Origin of the sequence: Pseudomonas sp. TSRC2-2, assembly GCF_049897785.1 — a bacterium.
Lineage (GTDB): Bacteria > Pseudomonadota > Gammaproteobacteria > Pseudomonadales > Pseudomonadaceae > Aquipseudomonas.
The window spans coordinates 491,762-516,037 of record NZ_JAFCWZ010000003.1 but is presented as its reverse complement, the minus strand read 5'-3'; the positions used below and the strand labels follow the sequence as shown (position 1 = coordinate 516,037).

Annotated in this window: 22 protein-coding genes; 11 read left to right on the top strand and 11 right to left on the bottom strand. The window is 53.3% G+C overall.

Annotation, left to right across the window (positions count from 1 at the left end; genetic code table 11):
• Positions 1-132 precede the first annotated feature (132 nt).
• The 6 genes from ACP7D9_RS08380 (at position 133) to ACP7D9_RS08355 (ending at position 8,733) form a co-directional block, all read left to right on the top strand.
• Complete coding sequence (locus tag ACP7D9_RS08380; RefSeq protein WP_426156648.1) at positions 133-1,548, top strand: tyrosine-type recombinase/integrase; 1,416 nt, start codon at positions 133-135, stop codon at positions 1,546-1,548.
• Positions 1,541-4,777 carry a hypothetical protein gene (locus ACP7D9_RS08375; protein WP_426156646.1) on the top strand — a complete coding sequence of 1,079 codons (3,237 nt, stop codon included), beginning with the start codon at positions 1,541-1,543 and terminating at the stop codon, positions 4,775-4,777. The genes ACP7D9_RS08380 and ACP7D9_RS08375 overlap by 8 nt, the downstream gene beginning before the upstream one ends.
• Positions 4,774-5,442: a hypothetical protein gene (locus tag ACP7D9_RS08370; RefSeq protein WP_426156645.1), complete on the top strand. Its 669-nt coding sequence runs from the start codon at positions 4,774-4,776 to the stop codon at positions 5,440-5,442. Before ACP7D9_RS08375 ends, ACP7D9_RS08370 begins: the two co-directional genes overlap by 4 nt.
• Entirely contained in the window at positions 5,429-5,902 is a 474-nt protein-coding gene (locus ACP7D9_RS08365) for a hypothetical protein (RefSeq protein WP_426156643.1), read from the top strand. The genes ACP7D9_RS08370 and ACP7D9_RS08365 overlap by 14 nt, the downstream gene beginning before the upstream one ends.
• Positions 5,899-8,064, top strand: a complete 2,166-nt coding sequence (locus tag ACP7D9_RS08360; RefSeq protein WP_093097764.1) for an AAA family ATPase — start codon at positions 5,899-5,901, stop codon at positions 8,062-8,064. The genes ACP7D9_RS08365 and ACP7D9_RS08360 overlap by 4 nt, the downstream gene beginning before the upstream one ends.
• Before the next feature lie 111 nt (positions 8,065-8,175).
• On the top strand, positions 8,176-8,733 hold the full coding sequence (locus ACP7D9_RS08355) for a hypothetical protein (RefSeq protein ID WP_093106439.1): 558 nt from the start codon (positions 8,176-8,178) through the stop codon (positions 8,731-8,733).
• 18 nt (positions 8,734-8,751) lie between these two features.
• Here ACP7D9_RS08355 and ACP7D9_RS08350 read toward each other — a convergent pair whose 3' ends face one another.
• Both ACP7D9_RS08350 and ACP7D9_RS08345 read right to left on the bottom strand, forming a co-directional pair.
• Complete coding sequence (locus ACP7D9_RS08350; RefSeq protein ID WP_093097762.1) at positions 8,752-8,958, bottom strand: hypothetical protein; 207 nt, start codon at positions 8,956-8,958, stop codon at positions 8,752-8,754.
• Positions 8,959-8,976: 18 nt separating this feature from the next.
• On the bottom strand, positions 8,977-9,384 hold the full coding sequence (locus ACP7D9_RS08345; RefSeq protein ID WP_426156640.1) for a hypothetical protein: 408 nt from the start codon (positions 9,382-9,384) through the stop codon (positions 8,977-8,979).
• A gap of 281 nt (positions 9,385-9,665) precedes the next feature.
• Here ACP7D9_RS08345 and ACP7D9_RS08340 point away from each other — a divergent pair, with 281 nt between their 5' ends.
• Positions 9,666-10,181: a DUF7693 family protein gene (locus ACP7D9_RS08340; RefSeq protein WP_231990190.1), complete on the top strand. Its 516-nt coding sequence runs from the start codon at positions 9,666-9,668 to the stop codon at positions 10,179-10,181.
• Positions 10,182-10,355: 174 nt separating this feature from the next.
• Here ACP7D9_RS08340 and ACP7D9_RS08335 read toward each other — a convergent pair whose 3' ends face one another.
• From ACP7D9_RS08335 to ACP7D9_RS08325, 3 genes are all read right to left on the bottom strand, one after another.
• Positions 10,356-11,384, bottom strand: a complete 1,029-nt coding sequence (locus ACP7D9_RS08335; protein WP_426156638.1) for a restriction endonuclease — start codon at positions 11,382-11,384, stop codon at positions 10,356-10,358.
• A 184-nt stretch (positions 11,385-11,568) separates the two neighbouring features.
• Positions 11,569-12,669, bottom strand: coding sequence for a DUF4238 domain-containing protein (locus tag ACP7D9_RS08330; RefSeq protein ID WP_426156636.1), 1,101 nt, complete (start codon positions 12,667-12,669; stop codon positions 11,569-11,571).
• Between the two features lie 81 nt (positions 12,670-12,750).
• The gene (locus ACP7D9_RS08325) at positions 12,751-13,158 is read right to left on the bottom strand and encodes a helix-turn-helix domain-containing protein (RefSeq protein WP_231990218.1); all 408 of its coding nucleotides are present in this window, start codon (positions 13,156-13,158) and stop codon (positions 12,751-12,753) included.
• Positions 13,159-13,359: 201 nt separating this feature from the next.
• Between ACP7D9_RS08325 and ACP7D9_RS08320 the strand changes: the two genes are divergently transcribed.
• From ACP7D9_RS08320 to ACP7D9_RS08310, 3 genes are read left to right on the top strand one after another with little or no spacing between them, the layout of a single operon-like run.
• Positions 13,360-13,755: a DUF6957 family protein gene (locus tag ACP7D9_RS08320; RefSeq protein ID WP_020308628.1), complete on the top strand. Its 396-nt coding sequence runs from the start codon at positions 13,360-13,362 to the stop codon at positions 13,753-13,755.
• Between the two features lie 40 nt (positions 13,756-13,795).
• On the top strand, positions 13,796-14,266 hold the full coding sequence (locus ACP7D9_RS08315; protein WP_093097754.1) for a hypothetical protein: 471 nt from the start codon (positions 13,796-13,798) through the stop codon (positions 14,264-14,266).
• A gap of 2 nt (positions 14,267-14,268) precedes the next feature.
• Complete coding sequence (locus ACP7D9_RS08310; protein WP_093097752.1) at positions 14,269-14,658, top strand: hypothetical protein; 390 nt, start codon at positions 14,269-14,271, stop codon at positions 14,656-14,658.
• Between the two features lie 273 nt (positions 14,659-14,931).
• Here ACP7D9_RS08310 and ACP7D9_RS08305 read toward each other — a convergent pair whose 3' ends face one another.
• Entirely contained in the window at positions 14,932-16,413 is a 1,482-nt protein-coding gene (locus ACP7D9_RS08305; protein WP_093097750.1) for a Shedu immune nuclease family protein, read from the bottom strand.
• A gap of 157 nt (positions 16,414-16,570) precedes the next feature.
• Positions 16,571-17,011 carry a 3'-5' exoribonuclease gene (locus ACP7D9_RS08300; protein ID WP_093097748.1) on the bottom strand — a complete coding sequence of 147 codons (441 nt, stop codon included), beginning with the start codon at positions 17,009-17,011 and terminating at the stop codon, positions 16,571-16,573.
• A 468-nt stretch (positions 17,012-17,479) separates the two neighbouring features.
• Here ACP7D9_RS08300 and ACP7D9_RS08295 point away from each other — a divergent pair, with 468 nt between their 5' ends.
• A complete protein-coding gene (locus tag ACP7D9_RS08295) occupies positions 17,480-17,812 on the top strand; it encodes a hypothetical protein (protein WP_343296920.1) in 333 nt (110 codons plus the stop codon).
• A gap of 178 nt (positions 17,813-17,990) precedes the next feature.
• Here ACP7D9_RS08295 and ACP7D9_RS08290 read toward each other — a convergent pair whose 3' ends face one another.
• From ACP7D9_RS08290 to ACP7D9_RS08275, 4 genes are read right to left on the bottom strand one after another with little or no spacing between them, the layout of a single operon-like run.
• Positions 17,991-18,332 carry a copper-binding protein gene (locus tag ACP7D9_RS08290; protein WP_426156633.1) on the bottom strand — a complete coding sequence of 114 codons (342 nt, stop codon included), beginning with the start codon at positions 18,330-18,332 and terminating at the stop codon, positions 17,991-17,993.
• Positions 18,329-21,487: an efflux RND transporter permease subunit gene (locus ACP7D9_RS08285; protein ID WP_093097739.1), complete on the bottom strand. Its 3,159-nt coding sequence runs from the start codon at positions 21,485-21,487 to the stop codon at positions 18,329-18,331. The genes ACP7D9_RS08290 and ACP7D9_RS08285 overlap by 4 nt, the downstream gene beginning before the upstream one ends.
• Positions 21,484-22,968, bottom strand: a complete 1,485-nt coding sequence (locus ACP7D9_RS08280) for an efflux RND transporter periplasmic adaptor subunit (protein WP_093097737.1) — start codon at positions 22,966-22,968, stop codon at positions 21,484-21,486. Before ACP7D9_RS08280 ends, ACP7D9_RS08285 begins: the two co-directional genes overlap by 4 nt.
• Positions 22,965-24,221: a TolC family protein gene (locus ACP7D9_RS08275; RefSeq protein ID WP_093097735.1), complete on the bottom strand. Its 1,257-nt coding sequence runs from the start codon at positions 24,219-24,221 to the stop codon at positions 22,965-22,967. Before ACP7D9_RS08275 ends, ACP7D9_RS08280 begins: the two co-directional genes overlap by 4 nt.
• Positions 24,222-24,276 lie beyond the last annotated feature (55 nt).

Below are 24,276 nucleotides of genomic sequence, written 5' to 3'. Positions count from 1 at the left end.
TCCGCAGAAGGTCGATGACCACGCTGACGGAGCTTTCTTCGTTCCAAGAATCCGGCGATTTTCGATTTTTCCTTGACACTGCAAGGGCAACACCCAAAGCTAATAGGGTGTGGTATTTGGAATCGAGAGCTCATGAAAAACTTCATCTTGGTCGAAGCGCCTGTTACGAGCGAGGCTAACTACATCCTGCTTCATCTCGACCCTGACATGCCCGACGAGGCACGCGAGTTCAAACCGTTCACCGACTACACGACTTGGCTGGCACGTAAGGGCTATGCAGCAAACACCGATAAGCTCTACTCGGAGCACGTTGGCCGCTTCATCGACTACGTGTATGAGGCGACGAAGACCCAATTTCCTGCAGATGTCGAGGTCACTATCGAGACCGTCATCTACAGCTACCAGGTTTATCTCCTCTTCGGTACGGACGCCACGAACCCAATAGCGAAGACGCTGGCCCATAGCCTGGGGAAGACACGGCTGACCGGTCAAAACTCAATCGCAGAATCCATAGAGTCGTCTATTCGATGGTTTCTTGAGGTAGCCGAGTCAAAAAACATGACAGCACCTGACCATCTGTTCAGTCGGTTCTACTTGAGCAAGGCCGAATATCGAAGTCAATGTGAGGTTTCGGCCCAAAAAGCCAATTCTTGGATGGCAGCAGTCATTCGTGGCTCGCTGAACTCAGTTCTGCCAAAACGTAAGAAAGATAAGCTGTTTCCTAAAGCAGGGCGTAGGAGCGGGAAAAACGAGAAGCAGCCGTTCAAGATTCTCCCATTCCCTATAGAACGATCCGTCGACTTTCTCAGACAGGCCAAGCCTGCAAAGTCCACGACATTTTACAGGGACATGACGCTATATGCCCTACTCGCCGCGACAGGTTCGCGTACAAGCGAGGCGCTACAAGTTCGAATGCCTGACATCGATGATGACGATTTTGCAGTGTTCCTACGCGACCCCTTTGCAAGAAAAACGCCTGGCATTACTGAAGAAGAGCATAAGCTTCTCTCCTGGAAAGGTCGGGAGACCGAGGTGACCTTCATGATTGAGCCATTCGCTAAAATATTCTGGGAGAACCTTGAGAAGTACCTGACCCTAGAATACAACTCTAGCGTTGGACACGATTTCTTATTCCAAAACTCTGACGGTAGGCCCTTCTTCGCAAGCGACAGGAGTAGCCGTGACAAAACCCTCAAGAAATACGCCTTGAAGGCAGGCTTGCCGGACGTCACAGGCATCAGCACTCATTCGCTTAGGCATATGTACGGAACTTACACGCTTAATTACATGCCAGTTTCTGGACAGCCCCTTCCTGGCCTGCCCATTACATACGTGAAGATCCTGATGGGCCATGCCAGCGTCACATCCACGATGAAGTACGCAAAGCACGATACCGACATCATCGAAGCATATATCCAGCATGCTAACCAATACGTCATGCAGAGAGGCGATGCCTCCTTTAGCACTATTCGTGAGGAATTTCATCTACGCCAGCTCGAAATATTGAAGGAAGAGGCGAATCGCATTCAAGGGACGCAACATGATTAACCTGACCAAAGATATTCAGATTATCAAGACCGGAACATCCTTGGAGAGCTCAATCAAAGAGGCGATCACCAAAGCAAAGGCTTGCGTCTGCAAAGAGTTGTTTGGCACGAACTATATCTCTCCAAGCAAGGTTACAAGCAGCGCTCGTAACGAATATTACAACGCGTCCATCGTGCGCCTGTTTGATGACCACCTGAATGTGGCGAATGCACCTATTTACGATGAAGTGTGGGTGCGAAATGCTTTAGCTTGCACGAAAAAGACTGCGCCGATAGAAATTGCGAGGCAGGTCGTTCCGAAGTCCTCTATTGACTGGCTCAACAAGTCTTCTTTGGAGAGGCTGAGTAGGGACTGCGTCTTAATTCTCCACTTTCTCTGGCAGACGCGAGCTGTTCTGCTCCCAGCTGACCTAAGGAAGCCCACGGTTCACAATCAGGAAGCAGGAACCAATTTCTATGAGTTTGCTGCAGCATCCTACACCGAGGTGCTAGCATTTGTGAGCAAACCATTTGTCTCGCATGTTCCCTACGAAGACATTCCGGATATCACCTCCGTAATGAAACCTAGTGCAGTCAGAAACTTTGGATGGTGCGCATGGCGCATGATTCGTTGCACAGACTGGCATAGAATCGAAGACATCAACCCAAAAGACATCGCTGACCTCGCCGACCACTTAGTCTTAGCGCGAAGAAATGACGTTGACTGGTTCCAGTACCCCATCGCCCCAGCCGCGTTTTGGAACTATGTTCAGAGGCTGTATTCTGACAGATGTAGCCAGGCAGTCGTCCGCCCTAAAAATTACTTGCAAGCCAGCAGAAAAGCCTTGGCGTCTGGAGAATATGACTATCCTGATGAGCATAAGGAAAGTGTCGAATTATGGTTGAAATATCAAGACAAATACATCACCCTACAAAAGTCTCGGGGAATTAAATCTTTCGATGCTTACACCAAAAGCTTTTCAGTCCTGAATACTTGGTTATTTGGCGAATACCCTACTGCCACAGGATTGCTTCCTCCTCAACCGACTGAGCTTAATCGGACGCACATGGAAGGTGATGGATACATAGGCTTCCTCACTTTCCTGCACAGAGGCTGGTCAAACTCAACGATCCAACAGATCATGTACCACATCACAAGCTTTTTTAACTACTTGGCGGCTCGCTCAAACACCGACGAGAAGCTTTGTGGTTTTGTTTGCCCCATACTTGAGCTCGACTTCCCCATCGTCCGAAGAAGTAATAGCTCTAACAAACCTGCGTTTCATTCCGAGCATTTCCCATACCTTATCCAATACTGTTACGCGATAGAATCTTTCACAACACACCTGGCTGAAAGGGTATATCACGAACAAATAAATCTGTTCGACAAAATATACAGGGCCGACATTGAGACAAAGGACTGGAATAAAACCCAAAAAGTCGTCCAAACTGAAAAACTTGGGTACGTTCCAATTGTGTTCTACAAGAACCCATCATTTGACGCTTCGCAGCCCAAATCCGAAAACAATCGTCCGATGAAATACGAGGCACTGAAACTTCTCCCAAGGTTCGTCGTGCCAATTATTGATCACTCGGTGGAGCGAGAGGGAAAATGGGTATTCTATCCCCAGCTCAATTACATCAGACATAATATCATCGCGCTGGAGACAGGTGTCCGTAGCATTCACATACGTTGGCTGGAGAAGCGAACCTATGACATGCTAATTGATAGATCAAGACCCCTACCTCCGCTCTGCAAGTTACGTATCAACACTGATAAAGTAAACGGCGCATGGGACGCAACAGTTTCGAAGTCAGTAATTGAACTACTGGATCGTCAAAAAGCCATGATCCCTTGGTTTAACGACCCAGCAATGGATATCGAGACTTGGTATGACTACCATGAGGAAAATGAGCACGGAAAAATCATCACGCTATTTCCAAAGGGAAATACTCCTGGCGTGCTGAATCCAGAGGCGTACGCAAAATATTTTAAAAGACTCATTTACTCTTTCGACCTCTTCTGCAGGTTTCAGCTGGGCATTCAGACGACGAACGCAATGCCAGAGGCTGTGGGAGAGCTGGAATCTATTGATGACCCTCACGACTACCTCACTGCGATCAAACTTGAACGGCAGGCCTGCAAACTAATTGAACATACTCCGCACTCCTGCCGAGTATCAGTTGTGTCTGAATACATCCCAATTTTGCCGCCCCACATCATCGGTGCATTCATTACCGGCCAGGCCAGTGATGAACATGTAATGTATTACGCAAAAGTTGACCCTGTGTACCTCAGATCTGTCGCCCAGTATCAAAAAATGAGTATTGAACATGGCTGGTTAGCCGACCGCCCATCAATGTCCAACATTAAAGCCGAGGACGTTGCATCGAAGCTTCAGCAAGCGTTCCGGCGAGACAAAGAGAAGTCTCTGATTGACTTCGGTGCAATCTCATTTGACCGTGAGACCAAGGATGATGTGGTTTCGGGCGTCAGGGAGACAAGGCAGCGTCCCATAGATTCGCTGGCCTTCATGCCCACTCATATCTGCCCATTTGGTAATCGCTGTCCAGCGGACGTCATTAAAGACCTGGGCGCCATTCCTGGGGTTAGCATGCCGTGCGGAGGCTGCTATTACTCGGTCAAAACCGTCGACCATCTCCCGAGGATTTATGGTCACATCCGTGTGCTGACTGATGAGTGTAGCGAGCTGGAGGCATACATTGCCGAGGCTAAAAGAAATGGGGCATCGCCTGAAAGCCTTGTACCGAAAGCCAATCGTCGCAAATTTCTCGCCGCTGAGATCATTTCATGGAGCGTTACTGCTCACTGCCTTGAGCAAATGCATAACGAAATCAAAACGCGCGAGAGCTTTCTGGTAGAGAAACCTGAAATCGTCTCGGAGCACCTAGAGCGCTTAGAGCTTAAAAAAGACTCCCTTTCCAACCTGATTGCTCGCACTGCAGAAGCCAAGTCGCATGCGGAGTATTTCACTCCACAGTTAGACAAGCAGGTTAAAGTGGCAAGAAACAAGCTCCTTGCATTCACTGGGGACTTTAACCGCATGCTGCAAGAAGCTCCTACAGGATTCACGTTGATCGATGAATTTAGGGGCCTGATTCGGTCTACGTGTGAAGTTCTGGGTCTTTCACTGCATGATTTGAATGATGCAATGAGTAAGCCCATGGCCTTGGAACGACCTACTGCAATCCTGAAGCTAATTTCGAGCCCAGGAGGTGTTCCTGCATGAGCAAAGGTGCGAAAAAGGGCCAAAACCGCTTTGCAGGCTCTCAAAAGCTGAACCGCGACTATAGAATTTCCCGAATTAAAGACGAAGTAATACCTAAGCTGAAGTCTTTCGTAGGAAAAGCATCATTCGATGGGGTTACGCCTTACTCAAGATTCTGCGCCGAACTTTACAACGATGGGCTTCCTGTAAACGAAAAGAAGATTGGCTACAGAACCTTGGTACAGAGCACTGACTATTGGACTCTGCTCGGGCCAATATTCTTCAAGCACTGGGATGCTGCTGGAAACATGGAGTCCAAGAAGGACAAGCTTGTCGGAAAGCTGGCCGTTCAGCGAGCAGACCAACTTCAAGCTGAGACAGAGAAACTGAGGAAGGAGGTCGAAGCTCTGCGCTCAGCCCTCCGTAGCCATGGTGCTCAGCCAGTAACCCTGCCGGACACAACGCATGTGGATCAAGGATTCATGGCGAAGTTTGACAAAACCTGCCGGGGCCTCAAGTTGGTGCTCGATGCAAGTGATGGGATGTTTACGGTTGACATGCAGGCTAAAAAGATTTGCTGCAGTTTTGACGACCTTGAACCTAGGGAGGGACTCGTGCCAACAGAGGTAGTTGAGCCGTTCATTCTGTGGTTGAAAGCGAAAGAGAAAAGCCATGGACACAAGTGATCAGAAGCGCTCTCCGTACGACCGCTACAGGGACTACGTGCTGCAGCTTGAACAGGCTGGAAAAAAATTCCCTGTGAATCAGTTTGGCGCCGTCAACTTCAGCAAAATCGCTGATGAATGTGGTAATCGTAGGCAGTGGTTTTCTGAAAGCGCCAAGAAGATCTTTTGCTCACAGGGCAAAACCCTTGAGCAGGTCATCGCGAAGGACATTCGCCGCATAGGCAGTGAGTTTGTTGCGGCCAAAGATCCTGAGTCTCTGGCGATTGATATGGCGGATTCGAAAAGTCGCGAAGCGAATCGGTTGCGAGTAATGCTTGAGCAAAAGTCGAAGGAAAACGAACTGCTCCGCGAGCAAGTTGAGCAACTCTCTGCCGAGCTGCGGTTGCTTCGGACATCTGCACAGGAAATCAGTAGCCAGCAGGACTTGATGATCGACTCCGGGCGGTCATTCATCCTATGAGCAATCTGTCGAGCGTGATCCAGGTGAGCTCGGTGAAGCCAGGCAGTTTTGGCGGTGCAGTCTTTTCCGGGCGCATCATTGGCCAAAACAAAATTTACACATGCAGAGCAAGCTATAAAGTCATCACCCGCATTCCTCAACCCGGTGAATGCTGGCAGTTCAAAGGCTCGATCACAGGGCATGATCAGTACAGGGATTTCGTTCTGATCGAAAGCTGTCACATCGTAAACCTGCCCATAGCGGCATATGTGGAACGATTGCTGATAAAGCATCCTGCATTTCGCGGGCTGTCATTCGGCAAAGCGAAAGTCTCGAAACTGGTCAGGGCATTTGGCGCAGAAGACCTTGCTCAGGCATTGACTGCAGGCAGAGTCAGCCACCTGGCGGAACTGATTAATCCTGATCTCGCCCAAAAGGTCGTGGATGCCTGGAGGACACTGCAGGATGAGATTTCAACAATTGAATTTCTCATGGAGCACGACTTCGATCCTGGGCTCGCCAAAAGCGTTCTCAAGGTTTGCCAGACGGATACGGTAGAGCGCCTGAAGCTTAATCCGTACAGCCTCATTGCGTTTCAAGGCATCCACCCAAACATGTGGAAAATCGTAGACGCCGCAGCAGCCAAGCTAGGCATACCTCGTGATGACCCACGCAGGCTGGCCGGCCTTGTGGAGAATTTGCTCTATGTGCGCTTGGATCAGGGCCATACCGCATACGAAGTAGGAGAGCTAAAAGCCGCCCTGATGCAGAAGCTTCCATCCGCCAGACTGGTAGACCAAGCTATCGAATGCGCCCTACAAAGGCGTGCTGTATGCGTTAAGAAGCATCAAGGGACGACGCTTATCCAGCCACTGGGAGCGGCCCTTGTCGAAAGTAAACTCGAGCAGCGAGTAGCGACTCTACTGTCCGCTCAGGCCTCATTGCTTCACGGCTCTCCGCAGGAACTGGAGCAAGCGATTGAAGATCGCTGCGCACATAGCGAGAGCGCGTCTGGATACCCACTCACCCGAGACCAGAAAAATGCAGTGCTGATGGCGCTTACTAATCGCATCAGCACGCTGACTGGATTTGGCGGTACGGGCAAGACAACCGTGCTGAAAGCCATCGTTGATATAGCCTCTCAGCACCGCCCAGTGCATGTCTTAGCACTGAGTGGAAAAGCCAAGGAGCGCGCCAAGGAGTCTGTTGGCCGAGACACCTACACGATCCACAGCTTCTTGATCAAAATCAGCACCGCAAGCTCAGGGATCAGCACTGGAGGCGACCCTCTGGTAATCATTGATGAATCCAGCATGGTAGACATCGCCTTGATGCTGAAACTGCTGAATGCCTTCGCAAAGAAAGAACTGTCTCTTTTGCTAGTAGGCGATACCGGTCAGCTATCTCCGGTTGGTTATGGAATCTTCTTCCATGCACTGGCCAAATCGAAGGCGATACCGTCGACTCACCTGATCAAGGTTCACAGGTCTATCGGCAACAGTCACCTTCAGAACATCGCCATGAAGATTAGATCTGGTCACCTGGACACCTTGCCATTCTGGAATGGCGAGCGCGATGGGGTTTATCTGATCCCCTGCACAAACACGCAGGACATGCTGACACGCCTCGCGAAGATCAAGCAGATCATCCCTGACGCTCAGATCCTGACGCCACACATGTCTGATCGCATGCCGGATTCCGGGCACAAGATAAACAAACATTTGCAAAGTGCCCTCCAGCATACAGACGAGACGCAGGGCATCTGGATGGGCAAATACTGGCTGCGAGTTAACGACCCCGTCATCGTCACCCAGAATAGCTACGAACATAATCTGTTCAACGGCAACACCGGGATCATGACTGGCGTTACGTCAATCGATGGCCAGACTTCAGGTGTGTTTTTCTTCAATGGGTTCGAAGTGAACCTGTCCAGGATGGACTTGTTCGGGCTGGGAATGAAGCTAGCCTACGCCATATCCATTCATAAGGCGCAAGGCAGCGAGTACGAGACGTCGATCCTTTGCACTTTGAGTCAAAGCGAATTTGTGGAACGAAGCATGCTGTACACAGCCGTCTCCCGATCTAAGCGGCTGGCTTTGATCCTAAGCACGCAGAACATCATGCAGCAGGGGGTAGCTCGCCCAAACCGAAGCGACACCCTCTGTGTTGGCTTCTCGGTTTGAATACCAAACAGGTCGTTAGCCCTACAATATTGCGGGCAGGGCTTTCGCTTCAGGCGCCTTACCCTCCTCGTATGATTGCAGGATCCGCGCCCAATGCCTCAAGATAGGATAATGTCATTGAAGTTGCTCACAACGCTTTGGAGCGTCATCAGCCCCGACCGCCGCCCCGAGCGTGAGAAAGCGCGTGAACGTGAGTTCATCCGGGCGGCGAACTCCTTGAAGACCCTCAAGGTGACACCCGAGGGTGGGATGTCCATCGATCCCGAAGAGCTCCGCGATCAGATAATCGCCTCGCGTGAGCAGTTGAAGCACCTTGTCCACAAGCCAGGAGCGCCTAGCAGGTCATTAACGCCAGCGGGAGACGTCCAGGCGGAACAGGAAGCGAGTCCCGCCGTAATGACTTTGGTGAACGCCTTGGACTTTATCGAGGTGGTGGCTTGGCGTCGGTTGCAGACCGGCGCTGCTGTGCGCTACGTGTGCCTCCAGTCTACAAGTCCGGGGCGATCCGCTGTCGCTACAGCCAGTCTGTTCACAGAAGCCATAGAGAGTCTCCCTACTTGGGTCGACGGCAATACCAACAGGCAAGTTGCAAATGCCTTGCAGAGCGGTGGACTCCATTGGTACGCGACTTTGAGCGAGGCGATGGATGCCTGGGATGCGGAGCTTTGATGGCTCCACTAGGAGTTTTCACTCACACCAAGGCCCCCACGTTGGCGGGTTGTCCACGAGATCGATGGACGTACCGAGCTCGTCTTGCATGTGTTCGAAGACTCTGTCGAGACTTGGATGAGCTTTCGATTCTCGCAGTGCGTTCACTAATTCCAGTAGCTCTCGGCCTTGGGCCACAGGCATTTGGATATCGCAATACACAGTGTCATCGTTGTCTCGTTCCACGTCTATTCTCCGCCTGCATCAATCCAGCTTGGGCTCACTGCAGGCAGCTCTGTGTGCCTTGAGATGCTGCATCTCTGATTGCCAGCAAGCCAGGAATTTATACCAGTCCGAGGCGTATGGCCCATCAAGCAACCTGGTCGAGCCGATACTTGCCTGGTTGAAACGCTCCCTCCAGGGCTGCGGAATAGTCTGCTCCAAAATGATGTCGATTCCGGAATGGCGATGCTGCACCGTGACACAATCCCGAAGCTGGTTGAGCTCAAGTGCCTTGACCGTATGAGGGGAGTTTTTTCGCTCTTGAAGTTCAAGGTCATCAAGGATGGATAAGGCATCGAACGCCTTCGACTCGCCTGGGGATATGCTCGATAGCATCCACAAAGCCTTTCGTCTCTTGGCTTCTAGTTCGCGGAGATCATTGTGGGGCATTTGGGTTACCTCTTGCTTGAGCCAGGCGTCGCTGATGGCGTGCCGCCTGCGGCGTCAGGCTGCGGTGAATCGAGCCCCGCCAAGGCGTGTCTCGCCCTGCGGGCGCGCATCCTTCATGCCTGTGCGCTCCGCTTGCTTGGTGTTGGTGGCTCTGTAAAGCCTAGATTGTGACGCATCCTGCCCTCATCATTCGCAGCTCAGCATCGTTATCCAAAGCGTTCTGTTATCGTTCTAAAAGTAATTTAGTCGCTCTTAGTCACCAGCCTTCTGGGGAGCCGGGAATGGACACAACTCGACGTGTACCAGGCAGAGCCTACCAAAAGGTTCGCGATCCCGAGCGCCTACTCATTGAAGAACGCGCCGAAGCTCTATCCGCTGCTGGCTACCCGCTGCCAGCTGATGACCCGGCTATGTACGCTGAGCAAAGGCTGAAAGAGGCCAGAGCGGCAGCGCGTTCATCCCAGGTAGGTAGCGTTAGCGTAAACACTGAGGCTGAGCTCTCCGCAAGAGAGGTATCCCAGGTACTTAGGGAGGCGATTTTCGGTCGAACCGTCATGAGTAAGGTGGGTCATGAATCGTGGGACGAGATTTATGCCGGCCACTTCCAGATCAATGTAGACGGTTGGAAGGTCTCGATTTACAACGACTGCGATGAGCTCGACTACTGCGAAAACTGCGTGAGCCCAGATGGGCGGCGCTGGTCGTTTGACGCAGGAGATCGATATGGGACTGATCCTGTTGCCCTGCTCTCCGTCTGGGAGCATCAAACACTCGAGAGGCTTTTGAAGGAAATCTGACTTAACGCATTCATGGAGCGCCCCTGACGGGGACTGCTGTCGTAGACCATGCCCTGGCTAACGCCAGTGTCATGGCCCGTAGGGCTTCCATCCTCGCGCCTTCGGCCATGTTGGCCTGCGCGCTCCCCCACAGTATCAAGACGTCTCATAGGCAACCACCGAGCTGAAAAATTTCTACCTGCCCAACCCCATCAGAAACTCGTCGACCCGTTCGAATAAATAAGTATTCGGGTCTCCGCCATCATCCTTCGCGATGAGCAATTTCTCTATTTGGGGCACGGTGAGTGAAACAATCAGCTTTCCTCCTTCTCGCATGGCACCTCGGATAACCTTGTCTGCTGAAGGGGCACACCCTTTGGGCGATATCATAATTGCAAGCTTTCTAAGGGCTGAGGGATACAGATATCGCTCAGTCGTAACCACCTCTTTCTGAGTGATTGGGTCGGTATAATTTTTGAACTCAAAAATCACGTACCGGCTGCCCAAATCATCGAGCATGAGTTTCCAGATTTCAGCGTTAGGAAGTATTCGACATATGAGATCCCTGCGGTGAAGCTCATCATCGGTATTCGACTGTTCATGCCATCCATGGAGGTCGGTTTCAAACAGATACTTCAAAGCGGCGATACACGCGTCCTCGAAAGCAGCCGCCATTTTTCGTCCAAGTCTGATATCCAGAAGTGTATCGGCCAATCGGCGCCCAGTCTTTTGGGGCATCCCTTTAGTTTCGGAAAGACCGGCTTCTAGCGCCAAGGCTGGCTTGGTGTAGGGAGATGTCGTTGCTTCGAAGAAGTGCTCCAGCTTCCGTGTAAGTCCTGGAAATCCAGCCGCGCGTCTGAATAGTTCCGCAGCATCCCAAATTTCGACCAGAGGGTATGCCTTCGCAGCCTCTGCCAAGCTGGGTGTTAATGGGCACGAAAAAGCAAGGATAGCAACGCGGGCTCCTACCAGCTCTCTTACACTATCTGCCTGTCTGAGAGCCTTCAGAAATAGACTGGGGGTGGGAGGAGACAAATATCTGTAGTGCTTAACTTCAGCTACGCCAACCTCACCGTCCCTAATAAAGGAAACGTCGATCTCATAATGCCTTTCCAAGGCAGTCATGCCTTGAGGGTTGTTGCGAACATCCTCGTAACCCTGCGCCCGAAATATCTCGGCGACAAGCCGCTCCAGGTACTCTCCGCTTGAGTTGATATTGTGCACAAAAGCTCCTATGAGCTACCTGTAGAAGACCACCAAAAGTCTGCCATCGGTCGTCTATAATTTTTTGATAGTAAATCCTACTGGTGGCGCCCAGGTTGGTGTAGCACACCACATCCACCAAAATCTCATGACTTTGTTTCAAACCTAAAAACCGCCAAGGCAGGGCCGCTCATTTGAGGTAGCTTTAAGTCATCGGGGAGCCACCATTCTGATGCGCTCGTACTGTCTCTAAGTTCTCTATCATAAGTTTAAAATCCGCTACGAATTCCGGGTCACGATCCTGCCAGCGATCTCCGAACCGGTTTGCCTTTCTCTTAATTTTGACCACTGACAGCCATCGACTGAGCCTGAACTGAGAGCGCCATACAAAATGTTGGGCTGAGAGCTTATCTCCGCCGATGGGTACGGGCTCTGTGGTATCCCAATTGCTTTGAAAGAGTGAGTCTGGCTCAAGCCTTTGGCAACTATCTTTGACGTACTGAGCTTGAGAGCTCGAACTAAAAATCACTGACGACGTCCGACTTCGGAACTGCAGAGAGTTCAATAACCTGACGTCTTCTGTAGAATTTAACTTGGTAAAGCCATCCCGCCCACTGCCCACCTTATAGGTACGACTATCATAAAAGGTAAGCATTAAGCGATTTGATATGGGTAGAAAAATGTGTACCCCCTGCTTCGTCAGGCTGGTGGCACACATACCAGTTTCGTCTTTTAAATACCAATTATAAAAGCAGGATGGATTGTCTGAAAGTACAAAATCCAAGGGTGTTGAGTTAATAAATACATGGGGCTCCAGATCTCGAATGAGTGGCCAATTCAAAGCGCTTCCGACTGCTGAGATCCTTAACAGATCCTTCTCATCCTCAAGCACTATCGATACCCCTTCAAACTCCTTGGGATCATGACCAAGGATTTTAAGCTGCTGGGTCACATACGAGTCTGTGTAGCTTTTCAAATTACCTCTTGCCGTCCCGTAAGCGCCGGGTGTTCTTCCTAACTGAACCAAAACAAAACGAAGAAGATCGATGTCCTGACGCGGAATTCTCTCAGTTGGGTTGGCTATTATCTGAGCAATCTTAGGGGCTGCCAGCGCCTCAACGGTACAAAGAAAATTTTCAACTTGGTTATCTTTGTCGTAAAAGAAGTTTTCTGACAAAACACCTTCAGGCTTGGTGGAGCGAAGAATATCGCGAGAGCTATCGTATGTCCAAACTTTGCCTTTGATAGCAAAGTTTCTAATTAATAATCGAGGGACATAATGCTGATTTTTTGTGATGTTAACCATGTAAACTTCCGTATGTAGTCCATGTAGCGATGTTTGCCTACCAGAAACTTCGACAGGAGCATGAGGCTGGACACCCGGCACTCACTCAATGTGCCAAAGCCGACCAACGGTGCTGCGTGGCAGTCCCAACTGCCGACTGACTTCCAACTGGGAAAGCCCAGTATTCTTCAGTTCCCGTACCGCCTTCAGTTTTTCTGCAGCAGCGGCTGATTGGGGGGCTACAAGTTTGTTTGGCTCACTAGGGAGCACCTCGTCGAGAACACCCAAGACGAGCAATTCAGCGAGCGTCGCATTCAAAGCTGAGCGTGCCGTCTTACCCTCATGGGAGGCAGCTACCAGTGTGAGAAATGTAAGTGGTGTTACCCCCAATGCCTGAGCGATATCAGCAGTTAGGTCGACACTGGCTGATCTAGTCGATGCCTCCAATCGGCTGATGTGCCCTTGATCGGTCTGGGCTTGGAGCTCTGTCTGCGATAAGCCCCGCCGCATCCTTAGCCACTGTAATGTTGCTGCGTACGCCTTGCGCAAAGACATCCAGGCTGTTCTCCCCCAAAAGGAGACGGTATGCCGCGTTTGATTGATCCCATTCAAATGTATATAGTCATAGCGATGGGATTTGCGGCCTGCCTGCGCCAACCAACACGTGCGCCGCACGCTGAATTTTGCTGTCGTCATGAGGATCATCAATTTATGGGTAATTCTTCGGAGCACGAGTTGCTCCGGGAGGGTGAGATATCGTCCTTCGGAACAGAGCTACCTCAAGCCGAAATAGAGGCATTGGTGGCGGATCGCTTCGGTCGGAAACCGTACTGTTTGGTCGAGGACTGGCTCATCTTTCACGTGGACGAGCCTCCTGAGTCGCTCGCCAGGGTACGCGCCATAGGCCTGCAGACAATGTTCCTTTATTCCCATTGCGTCACCTACGACAGCCAGGGCCGGTTCCCTCCAGGGGGCTGGGTACGCTCGACCCTGTGCAAGTCGTTTGACGGCGTTTGCCTGTTCGAGACCCGGAATACGGTGTACGCCTTGGTAGGCAAAGGGCGCGAGATGACCGCATCGCTCAAGACAATATTCGGCTTATGTTAATCGCAGGCGCTAAGCAGGCCTGCTCCAAACGAGATACACGATGTTCAGGATAAGCATGCAAGACCAGGCCGGCCCGGTGGGTATGTTCGGGGACGGTCTCGCTCACTTCCACGCCATGTCGCGATCCTTGGTTACCCATTGGTATCACGTGAGCCTCAAGCGCCGGCATGAAGGGCGATTCGTAGCTTATGAAGAGATGCTGAACGATGAGCCTCGCTTGGTGGAGCTGCTGGTCTCCCAAGACGAGAGCATGGTCATTCAAGATGTCCAGGTCGTTACCCCGGCATGGATGAACAAAGGGTCAGGCTGGAAGATGGAACAGCTGAAATCACTTTCCATGGGGTTCAACCAGGCAGAAGTGCCAATCTGTGTTCTGCAGGTCGAGAGTGGCGAGGTGTACGTCAATACTCATCAGCGCGATCTGGATGTTGATGCCTTGGTTGGGGTCAGGGAGCTATATCGGCACAGTGCTGCGACCACCGACGTAGCCTCAGCGTCAGAGGCCGTGTAGCCATGGACGACATCAATACCGTCGCAGTCGATTTACACGAAAAGCGCTACTCGGACTTCGACCTCCTTCGCATCAGCAAAGCAGTGAGTCAAGACTACGACGGGCTAGTCACAGCCTATCTGGTGAATGTCCATATTCATGCGTGCAGTGCCGTTGGCGTTGTGTTTGGTCACATTTGCCCTGGGCCCTACCAACGATTTGCAGATGGAAGGCTGATTCGGACATCGGACATTCAGTCCGTTAAGAAGGAAGGTAGGTTCTGGGTGATCAACACGGTCAACTCGAAGTACGTCATCGCGACGTTTAGGCGTGATGTCGGACGGCGTAGTCTGCGTGAATTCATGCGCATAGCTGGAGACAGGTATCTGCCAACGCCTGATCGCCTCCAGTAGTCGTTGATCGTTGTTTTGGGCTTGCCCCTCTTCAGGGACGCCCGCCAAGGCAGAAACCCGGAAAATCCGGGTTTCTGCCTTGGCGGGCGTCACCCACAGGCCTCTGGCTCATTTAGCGCCTGCGCGCTCCGCTTGCTATCCTGATCGGCAGATTCACGGGGTGGCTTTCACCCCCTGATCAGTCTGGACACCATAGATCAGCAGCCCGACCTCTTTGGGCGACCCAAAACTGCTGTACAGCCTCAGCGGCCCCTCTATCCAGTGACGGACATTCTAAAATGGTAAGTCTTCATCACTGAGGAGCAAGTGCGCTACTGGCGGTTTTGGCGTCAAAGCTTTATGAATGCCCTCAAGCCGACCTAGCATCTCGTCGAAGGTAATCACCAGGACATCCTTGAGGCTGTTCCGATACTGCTCGAAGGCTCGCTGCTCACCAATCTTTGATGGGGTACGGCCAATGATGACAATGGCCGCCATGGCATGTGCGTGGACACGGTCATCGAGATCCTCGCTCAGACCGAGAATGTTCTTCTGCAGAACGCTTCGCTGGCTAATGACCTGGGCCACGGATCCGCTGAGCTCGTAAGAGGGTACGTAGGTCTTGCGGTAGGCTTTTCCGAGCAGGTCGTGCTGAGGGTGCTTGATCTCGATCAGAGCAAGGTTTCCGGTGGCCTTCGCAGCCATCAAGAAGTCGGAATACTGGCCCCCTTGACCTCTGATGTCTTTACCACCTACATAGGGCTGTTCTGCAATCATCTTGACGGGATAACCGAACGCCATGTCGAGTACGAAAGAGTGCTCACTCAGGAAGCGTTGCCACTTGTTCTCGGCGGCGTGGCTTTCCAGCATTTTCCGGTACACCTCAATGAGTTCGCCGAGCGTTATGAGCTCGATCTCAGACCTCAGCTGATACAGGGTTTTCGGTGAAGATTTCGCCAGCGCGGAGACGCTTTGCTGGGCAAGCATGACTGCCTGCTTTTGATCTTTGGGTGATAGACGAGGCGCCACTGACCCCAGCGCTACAAGATTTGCAAGCAGATCTGGCGGGAGCTTGCGTTCACGTGGAGGATAAAGCTCGGGGGCCGCTTTGTGCAGGAGCCCCGTGTAGCAAACAAGTTTTTTGTCGGCAGCGGTTTCTCGCTGATGCCGCTGAGTTAGCCGATCAAGGCTTCGCTCCATTTTCTCAAGCTGGGCAACGCCTAAACAGAAATGATTGCCCTCGATTTTCGCATCAAAATTCCCTGGCCCACCATGCAGAAACAGTGTGTCGATCCCCTCCAGATCATTTAAAGCCTGGATGATATATCGGTACTCGTAGTGGAAGCCGAGACCGTAGCGCCAGTCTTTGGTGAGCCCTACAGGGAGAAGTCCTAGCAAATCCTCAAGCTCATCCTGATTGTTAGGATGTGGATATTCTTGGAAGACAGGGCGAGTAATCACTATCGACTGGATGTTGTTGTACTTGGGCTTACCGTACTCAGAATGTTCCGAGCGGGCGTTGATAGGATAAATGGTCAAATACTCGGAGGTGACCATCAATAGGAGATGCCAGCCTGACCCATTGTCCGGCAGGGGTACATCGCTGTAGAAAACGAGTGTGGGGCCATAGTAGTCATTTTCGTCGTATTCGCCCGACTCCAGTGCTTCGAGTTCTCCCTCGCTCAGCCCTCTCGCTTCACCATTATCGAAACGAAGGAATGGGCCGCCATCCGCGCGCTGTTGCATGGCGTACTGTGAGGGGCGCATGGATGGCATGTGCTTTCGTCCTTGATCGAGATATGGTTTCTACTTGCCCACGCACTGGCGGGCCGAGTGCGAGTCTAGCGAGCCGCTAGTGTTTTGGAGAGGGATTGATGAGAGCTTGTCTGGAGAGAGCGGTATAACACTGCGAAGGCTCCAAGTCGTTTATATTTTAACTGAACATGCCAGCGATAATCCTGGCGTCGAGCAACGCGTGGTGAGGCAGCTCCTCACCCTCGCTAATCGGAGAAAGGGTCGTTGCGTCAGTAGGGAAATTACGAACGATTCTGGGCCATCGCCCGCAGTCATAGACCAGATCGCAAAAAAGCTCCCAGTCGTATTGGGGAGCATCCGTGACGATCTCGACCTCCTTTTTGAACGACGTCAGAAACCTGAGCAGCGACATCCTGGCTTCAACAATGGGCAGCGCATAGCTCCCACCCCACAGCTGCGGAAGCACGATTTCCTTTACGAAATCACTGCAGTCTTCTTCTTGCCAAGCTTCGAGCAATTCCACGTAGAATTCGCGCCCATCCTCCGCAACCAATGCGAGTGATATCAGCTTCGCAGCCGCCGAGAGCTTGGTAAACTCGCAATCAAGAAAGAGCCTCATGTTGCCGGAACTCCGTTATGACTAGGCCTCGCCTGGATATGGTGCAGGAAGGTCAGCTGTGGGAAATGGCTCTCAAGCATTTTGGCTCAGACGGGCTCCTCAGGATAGTCATAGAAATGTGGAGTCATGCTGCGCCTCCGCCCAAGCCAGTCGTGGAATACCTGTCCACCAAACAGGTGAGCCAAGAAGTCCTGAATATACTGAAAACTGCCCAGGAGCGAGTGGGTGCATTCGTTGCGGATCGGACACCGGTTCCAGACACCGTAATGCTGTACTCCCGGCATGCCAGTGACCTAGCGGACGAGCTCATTACGCGACTGCCGAAGGTGCAACTTTCCCGAGCCTGGAGGGGTTTGTGTCTTGAAATTGACCTAGGCATTTGAAATCTCCTCCTGCTCCATAGGGCATCTTGGCGTGAGCCTTCCCAAACAACTTGTTGAGTTAATTGCTGTTCTATAGAGACGATTTATGAAAGCTGATTTAACTGAGGAAGAAATGCGCCGCGCCTTGTTCGGTACAGCTAAGCCTGAAGAGGTTCTTGCATCTCCAGCACCGGAACCTGTGACAGAAGTCGTCTTCACGAAGCCGATAGCTGAGTCTGCAGCCAAGAAGAAACCGGCGAAACCGTTCACGCCTAGGCTCAGGGTTACGCTTCGAGTTGGAAACGAATTTGAGGGGAAGATGCACGAGCTGATCCATGAGGTCGACACGCTGAGTTCGTTGCTTGCTGAGCAAGATGCTGTGAAGGCTGCTAGGAAGAAATACAAATACGTGGAAGTGGAATCCGTTAAGTCGATGTAAAAGACACCGCTGTGAGGAATTGCCTACCTGGTAAAGATCGCTGAGCAGCATCGGGGGATATTCTGATTGTTGATCGAAGCGTCGATGCGGCCAGTGGAGATGTCGCTATCGCAACGCTTGGCGATACTTGAACTGCAACCGACACGACGAACCGTGCCGGTTTTTTATCATCGCAGGCTCATTTTTTTATGGAAACGATTGTGGCTTTGCCACCCTCTAGACGAAAGGTAAACGAGACACGGTCTCCGGCTGCCAGCCCTTTCAACTGATCCTCTGTCGCGGAAAACGCCATAGTCATCGGTGGCCATTGCACTGATGGAACAGCGCCATGGGCAATGGTCACGGTATGCTCTGTAGAATCGATAGCCTTGATCGATCCGTCGGCGGTGGCTACTGGAGCCTGCTTTGTTTCTTGCTTCAGTTCCATACCCTCCATTTTCATGCCCGGCATGTCCTCTGCTAGGGCAGAAAAAGACAGGGTAAGTACGGTGCTAACAGCTGCAAACAGGGTCAGTTTCATACGACTTTTCCTTGAGGGAGGTTGGGTTCATCTTGGAGGTGACGGCGACGCATCAGGCGATACGCTGCCGGAATGACAAACAGGGACAGCAAGGGTGCCGTGACCATACCGCCGACCATGGGCGCGGCGATGCGGCTCATGACTTCGCTGCCGGTGCCGCTGCCCAGCAGGATGGGTAACAGACCGGCAATGATCACGGCCACGGTCATGGCCTTGGGTCGAACGCGCTGCACAGCGCCTTCACGGATCGCCGCCACCAGCCCGCGCTCAGTGCGGTCGCCGAGGTCTTCACGCTCCGCCCAGGCGTTTTTCAAGTAGAGCAACATGATCACGCCGAACTCGGCAGAAACCCCGGCCAAGGCGATAAAGCCGACTCCGGTGGCGACCGACAGGTTGAATCCCAATAGATAGAGAAACCATGCTCCACCAGTCAGTGCGAATGGCAATGTGGCCATGATCAGCAAGGGCTCATCGAATCGGGCAAAAGTCAGGTAGAGCAACACGAAGATGATCAACAGCGTGGCAGGCACCACCAACTTGAGTCGTGCGTTGGCCCGTTCCAGAAATTCGAACTGCCCTGAGTAACTCAGACTCATACCGGGCTGCAACTTGACCTGCTCATTGACGACCCGGCGTAGGTCGGCGACCACCGAGGCAATGTCCCGACCACGCACATCGATGTACACCCAGCCTGAAGGCCGTGCATTCTCGCTCTTGAGCATCGGCGGCCCGTCGCTGACCTTAACCTTCGCCACCGTTCCCAGGGTGATCTGACTCCCTAACGGGGTGTAGATCGGCAATTGCTCCAGGGCGCCGAGCGAGTCACGCCACTCCCGTAGGTAACGTACGTTGATCGGGAAACGTGCGAGACCTTCGATTGTCTCCCCTACGTTTTCACCACCGATAGCGCCAGCCACAATGGACTGCACATCAGCGATATTCAGTCCGTAGCGGGCGGCGGCCTTGCGGTCGATATCTACATCGATATAGCGGCCACCGGTCAGTCGCTCGGCCAGAGCCGAGCTGACACCGGGCACATCCTTGGCCACCCGCTCGACCGCCTGAGTTGCGGCATCGATCTCGGTCAGGTTTGTGCCGGCAACCTTTACTCCGATGGGGCTTTTGATCCCGGTGGCCAGCATGTCGATACGGTTGCGAATCGGCGGTATCCAGATGTTGGTCAACCCTGGAACTCGTACCACTCGATCCAGTTCTTCCACCAGTTTCTCCTGAGTCATGCCTGGGCGCCATTGCTCGTGTGGCTTGAACTGGATAGTAGTTTCGAACATCTCCAGCGGTGCCGGGTCGGTGGCGGTTTCGGCGCGCCCCGCTTTACCGAAGACGTGTTCGACTTCGGGCACGGTCTTGATCAGGCGGTCGGTCTGTTGCAGCAGTTGCGCCGCTTTTTGAGCCGACAATCCCGGCAGAGCCGAAGGCATATAGAGCAGGTCGCCCTCGTCCAACGGGGGGAGAAACTCACCACCCAAGCGAGACATTGGCCATAGCGCACTGACAAAAACCAATAGCGCCACCAGCAGCGTGATCTTTGGTCGACGCAAGACTGCGTCCAAGGCTGGCTGATAGATCCGAATCAACCACCGGTTCAACGGGTTCTGTTGCTCACTGGGGATTCGTCCTCGAATCCAGTAACCCATCAGCACGGGCACTAAGGTCACTGACAATCCCGCCGCTGCGGCCATGGCGTAGGTCTTGGTGAAAGCTAATGGGCCGAACAGACGTCCTTCCTGAGCTTCTAGGGTGAACACCGGAATGAACGACAGAGTGATGATCAACAAACAGAAGAACAGCGCCGGGCCTACCTCTGCCGCCGCTTCGGTCATCACATGCCAATGACGCTCCCCCTTTAGTTCTTCCCCTGGATTAGCCACATGCCACGCTTCAATCTTCTTGTGGGCGTTCTCGATCATTACCACGGCAGCATCGACCATGGCGCCGATGGCAATGGCAATCCCGCCCAAGGACATGATGTTGGCATTGATCCCTTGGTAGCGCATGACGATGAAGGCAATCAGTACCCCCACCGGCAGGGAGATGATCGCAACCAGCGACGAGCGTATGTGCCAGAGGAAGATCCCACAAACCAACGCGACAACGATGAACTCTTCGATGAGCTTGTGGCTGAGATTTTCCACGGCGCGGTCGATCAGCTTACTGCGGTCGTAGGTGGTGACGATTTCTACACCAGCCGGCAAACTGCTTTTCAGTTCCTCGAGCTTGGTCTTGACCGCTGCAATGGTCTCGCGAGCATTCTTGCCGCTGCGCAAAATCACCACGCCGCCGACGGTCTCGCCCTGACCGTCAAGTTCGGTGATGCCACGCCGCATTTCCGGCCCCAGCTGGATCGTGGCGACATCGCCCAGGGTCACCGGCACACCGCCCGAGCCCAGCTTCAGTGGGATCGCCCGAAAGTCGTAGAGTGTCTTTAAGTAGCCGGAAGCACGCACGATGAACTCGGTCTCTGCCATCTCCAGCACCGCACCACCGGTTTCCTGATTGGCCTTGCCGATAGCATCGGTCACCTCAGACTGAGTGATGCCGAGGCTGGCCAGTTTGAGCGGATCAATCTGCACTTGGTATTGCTTAACCATGCCTCCCACGGTGGCCACTTCCGCAACGTTCGGTAGGGTCTTGAGTTCAAACTTCAAGAACCAGTCCTGAAGAGCGCGAAGTTGTGCCAAATCGTGCCCGCCGCTGCGATCCACCAGTGCGTACTGATAGATCCAACCAACCCCCGTCGCATCCGGCCCCAACGCCGGTTTGGCGCTGGCCGGCAAGCGGCTTTGTATCTGACTCAGGTACTCCAACACCCGCGAGCGAGCCCAATACAAGTCAGTGCCGTCTTCAAAGAGCACGTAGACAAAACTATCGCCAAAGAAGGAATAACCACGCACGGTCTTGGCCCCCGGCACCGAGAGCATGGTGGTCGCCAACGGATAGGTGACCTGGTTCTCGACGATCTGCGGCGCTTGTCCTGCATAAGGGGTGCGGATAATCACCTGTACATCGGAGAGGTCTGGCAACGCATCAATGGGCGTGCTTTGCACCGACCAAATGCCCCAAGCGGTGACAAACAGTGTCGCGAGTAGCACTAGGAATCGGTTGGCCACTGACCAACGAATCAGGGCAGCAATCATGGCTGGCTCCCCGTTTTATCCAGTCGTTCAACACGCAAGCCATCATCGGTCTGGCTCACCGCGACCCGAACCTTGTCACCAGCCTTGAGGCCCTGCATCAGCGCCGGACTAGCGAGAGGGAAAGTCATCGTCATGCCAGGCATACCCAGCGTCTTGAAAGGGCCGTGGGCGAGCGTGACTTCTTTGTCGTTGATCTCAACGATTTGACCATCAGCCTCATGAAAACTGGAGGCTGTTTCACTGGGTGGCGACTCTTCCTCCGTGCGGGCAGCAATGCCTTTAAGACTGGCCTCCGAGTCGAGCAGGAACTGGCCAGATGTAACCACCTTCTGGCCTGCTTCCAGACCTTTCACTATCGCCGTTTTGCCATCGCTTTCCTGCCCAAGGAGCACCTCCACGGGACGGTAGCGGCCAGCGTCTTCGGCGAGCATCACCAGCGCTCGTCGGCCAGTGCGAATCACCGCCTCACTCGGCACCCACAATACACTCTGCTCGGTCGAACGATTCAGGCGTACTTGCGCCGTCAAACCCGGCCTGAGACGCCCATCCGGATTGGGTAACTCAACACGTACCCGAAGTGTGCGGCTGTCCGGATTGGTCTCAGGCAAAATCGCGCTGACCTTGCCATTGAGCATTTCCCCAGGAAAGGCTGGTAGACGCGCTTCGACTGCCTGCCCCACGGTAATAGCTCCGGCGTCCGATTCTGGAACGGCTACAGCTAGCCAGACCGTGTCCAAACCATTAACGCGAGCCAGGGTCTCGCCAGTCGTCACGGTCATACCCGCTCGCACATTCAGCTCTTGCAGAACGCCGCTGATGGGGGTGGTTAGCTTCAGGGTCGGCTGGACTTTCCCACTGCGCTCTACCTGGGATATCAATGCAGCCGGCATCCCTGTGAGTCGCAGCCGCTGACGGGCCGCCGCTAGCAACTCAGCATCTGCGCTGCGCTTGAGAGCAAGAAACTCTGTCTGAGCCGCCGCCCACTCTGGAACCAAGATATCCGCCAACGCCGCGTTGGCTTTGAGTACATCGCCGGGAGCATGTGCATAGACCCGCTCCACAAAGCCAGTGGTGCGTGGCTGGATCACCGCGACATCACGCTCGTTGAATCCCAAGACTCCTGTAACGTCGATATTGGAATCAAAGATTCCACGGGTGACTGTCGCAAAACGCAGACCGAGATTTTGAGTCAGACTCGGATCGATACTGACGGTCGCACGATCTCCTGCGCCACCGGCGTACTGAGGAACCAGCTGCATGTCCATGAAGGGAGATTTTCCCGGTTTGTCGAACTTTTGCTGCGGGTACATGGGGTCGTACCAATACAGGGCTTTGCGTTCGTCCGGGGAATTGAGGCTCTGTTCCGGGGCAGTACCGGGTACTCCGCTCATGCGCTGATGCGCGAACCAGTAGCCACCAGCAACACCCAATGCCAGCGAGACGCCTACCAGCAATGCCCCGTTCCATTTCTTAAGGATCATTGGCTGGACTCCCCATAAGCGAAGTACAGACGTGCACTGGTCAGCGCTCGCTGCTCTTCTACGTCGATCTGTTTAAGGCGGGCTTCGATGAGTTCACGTCGGGCGGCAACCACCGCGTTTAAATCGCCCTTGCCTGCACGGTAACTGGCCATGCTGAGTTCGACCTTTTCCTTGGCCAGCGGCACCAGGCTGTCCTGATTTCTGCGCACGGCACGATCCAGACGCTCATAGTCAGCCAGTTCATTTTCGAGCTGCTGGGTATGCTCGCGTGACAGCGCTTCGCGCTCGGCCTCCAATTGGTTAAGCTCAGCCTGCTTGGCCGCAATCCTGGGGTTTTGGCGAGAGTCGGGAAATAGCGGTAAATCCCAGGAAAGTTGAACGCTGACCATGTCGCCGAACTGACGGTCACGATGCTGATAATCAAGTTCCCAACTCCAGTCCGACTGCTTTTCCGCTTCGGCTTCACGAACTTTGGCTTGCGCTTCGCGGGTCATCGGCGCAAACGCGGCCAACTCGGGGTGGTGTTGCAGCTTATGAGAGTAACTTGAGGTGTCGACGGGCCATTCAGGCAAGCTGCCCACAGGCTTGTCGTTGGCGGCGGAGCCAATCCAGCGTTTGAGGGCCGCACGAGCCTGCGCTCTCTGGAGAATCAGATCGTCCTGCTGCTCCGCCAGTTGAGCTGCTTCCTGCTTGGGTGTCACCGCATCGGCGGGTTGAGCGCGGCCACCGGCAATTTGGGCCCGGACGGTATCGCTCAGCAGGCGGTTTTCTTTGTAGAAGTCCTGGAATAGCACATCTTTGCGCTCAACCGAATAGCTGCTGATCCAGGCCAGCGCCGTGGACTGGCGCACCTTCAGACGTTCGACTCGACGCTCCGCAGAAGCACGATCAATAGCTGCATCGGCGACTGCGATACGCGCTTTGCGCTTGTCGCTATTGGGTATCTCCTGCCTGACCCCGACCATCTGCATGGTCATGAAGTCCTGGTCGATACTCCAACGATCCGGGCCGCCGATGGGGTAGTTCTGAACGCCCACCAAGAGCTTGGGATCAGGTAATTCACCAGCAGGGATGGCTGCACTGCTGGCAGCCTGAATTTTGGCGTCTTGTGCGGTCAGTGACGGCGCATTGTTTTCTGCCAGCCGCAACGCTTCATCGAGTGTCAATGCGGCAGCGAAGCTCGGCAATGCCAGTACGCTTGCCGCCAGACCGACCACGAGGGGCCAACCTGTGCAATAGCACTTGGATTTCATGTTTACGATTCCTGTAATCATCCACTGCACGCGTCAAAAGACATGCGCGCAGCTA

Bases quoted from the DNA above. Each gene is read 5' to 3' on its own strand.
- ACP7D9_RS08380 (WP_426156648.1), top strand. From the start codon at position 133: ATGAAAAACTTCATCTTGGTCGAAGCGCCTGTTACGAGCGAGGCTAAC.
- ACP7D9_RS08375 (WP_426156646.1), top strand. From the start codon at position 1,541: ATGATTAACCTGACCAAAGATATTCAGATTATCAAGACCGGAACATCC.
- ACP7D9_RS08370 (WP_426156645.1), top strand. From the start codon at position 4,774: ATGAGCAAAGGTGCGAAAAAGGGCCAAAACCGCTTTGCAGGCTCTCAA.
- ACP7D9_RS08365 (WP_426156643.1), top strand. From the start codon at position 5,429: ATGGACACAAGTGATCAGAAGCGCTCTCCGTACGACCGCTACAGGGAC.
- ACP7D9_RS08360 (WP_093097764.1), top strand. From the start codon at position 5,899: ATGAGCAATCTGTCGAGCGTGATCCAGGTGAGCTCGGTGAAGCCAGGC.
- ACP7D9_RS08355 (WP_093106439.1), top strand. From the start codon at position 8,176: ATGTCATTGAAGTTGCTCACAACGCTTTGGAGCGTCATCAGCCCCGAC.
- ACP7D9_RS08345 (WP_426156640.1), bottom strand. From the start codon at position 9,384: ATGCCCCACAATGATCTCCGCGAACTAGAAGCCAAGAGACGAAAGGCT.
- ACP7D9_RS08340 (WP_231990190.1), top strand. From the start codon at position 9,666: ATGGACACAACTCGACGTGTACCAGGCAGAGCCTACCAAAAGGTTCGC.
- ACP7D9_RS08330 (WP_426156636.1), bottom strand. From the start codon at position 12,669: ATGGTTAACATCACAAAAAATCAGCATTATGTCCCTCGATTATTAATT.
- ACP7D9_RS08325 (WP_231990218.1), bottom strand. From the start codon at position 13,158: ATGCGGCGGGGCTTATCGCAGACAGAGCTCCAAGCCCAGACCGATCAA.
- ACP7D9_RS08320 (WP_020308628.1), top strand. From the start codon at position 13,360: ATGGGTAATTCTTCGGAGCACGAGTTGCTCCGGGAGGGTGAGATATCG.
- ACP7D9_RS08315 (WP_093097754.1), top strand. From the start codon at position 13,796: ATGTTCAGGATAAGCATGCAAGACCAGGCCGGCCCGGTGGGTATGTTC.
- ACP7D9_RS08310 (WP_093097752.1), top strand. From the start codon at position 14,269: ATGGACGACATCAATACCGTCGCAGTCGATTTACACGAAAAGCGCTAC.
- ACP7D9_RS08305 (WP_093097750.1), bottom strand. From the start codon at position 16,413: ATGCCATCCATGCGCCCCTCACAGTACGCCATGCAACAGCGCGCGGAT.
- ACP7D9_RS08300 (WP_093097748.1), bottom strand. From the start codon at position 17,011: ATGAGGCTCTTTCTTGATTGCGAGTTTACCAAGCTCTCGGCGGCTGCG.
- ACP7D9_RS08295 (WP_343296920.1), top strand. From the start codon at position 17,480: ATGAAAGCTGATTTAACTGAGGAAGAAATGCGCCGCGCCTTGTTCGGT.
- ACP7D9_RS08290 (WP_426156633.1), bottom strand. From the start codon at position 18,332: ATGAAACTGACCCTGTTTGCAGCTGTTAGCACCGTACTTACCCTGTCT.
- ACP7D9_RS08285 (WP_093097739.1), bottom strand. From the start codon at position 21,487: ATGATTGCTGCCCTGATTCGTTGGTCAGTGGCCAACCGATTCCTAGTG.
- ACP7D9_RS08280 (WP_093097737.1), bottom strand. From the start codon at position 22,968: ATGATCCTTAAGAAATGGAACGGGGCATTGCTGGTAGGCGTCTCGCTG.
- ACP7D9_RS08275 (WP_093097735.1), bottom strand. From the start codon at position 24,221: ATGAAATCCAAGTGCTATTGCACAGGTTGGCCCCTCGTGGTCGGTCTG.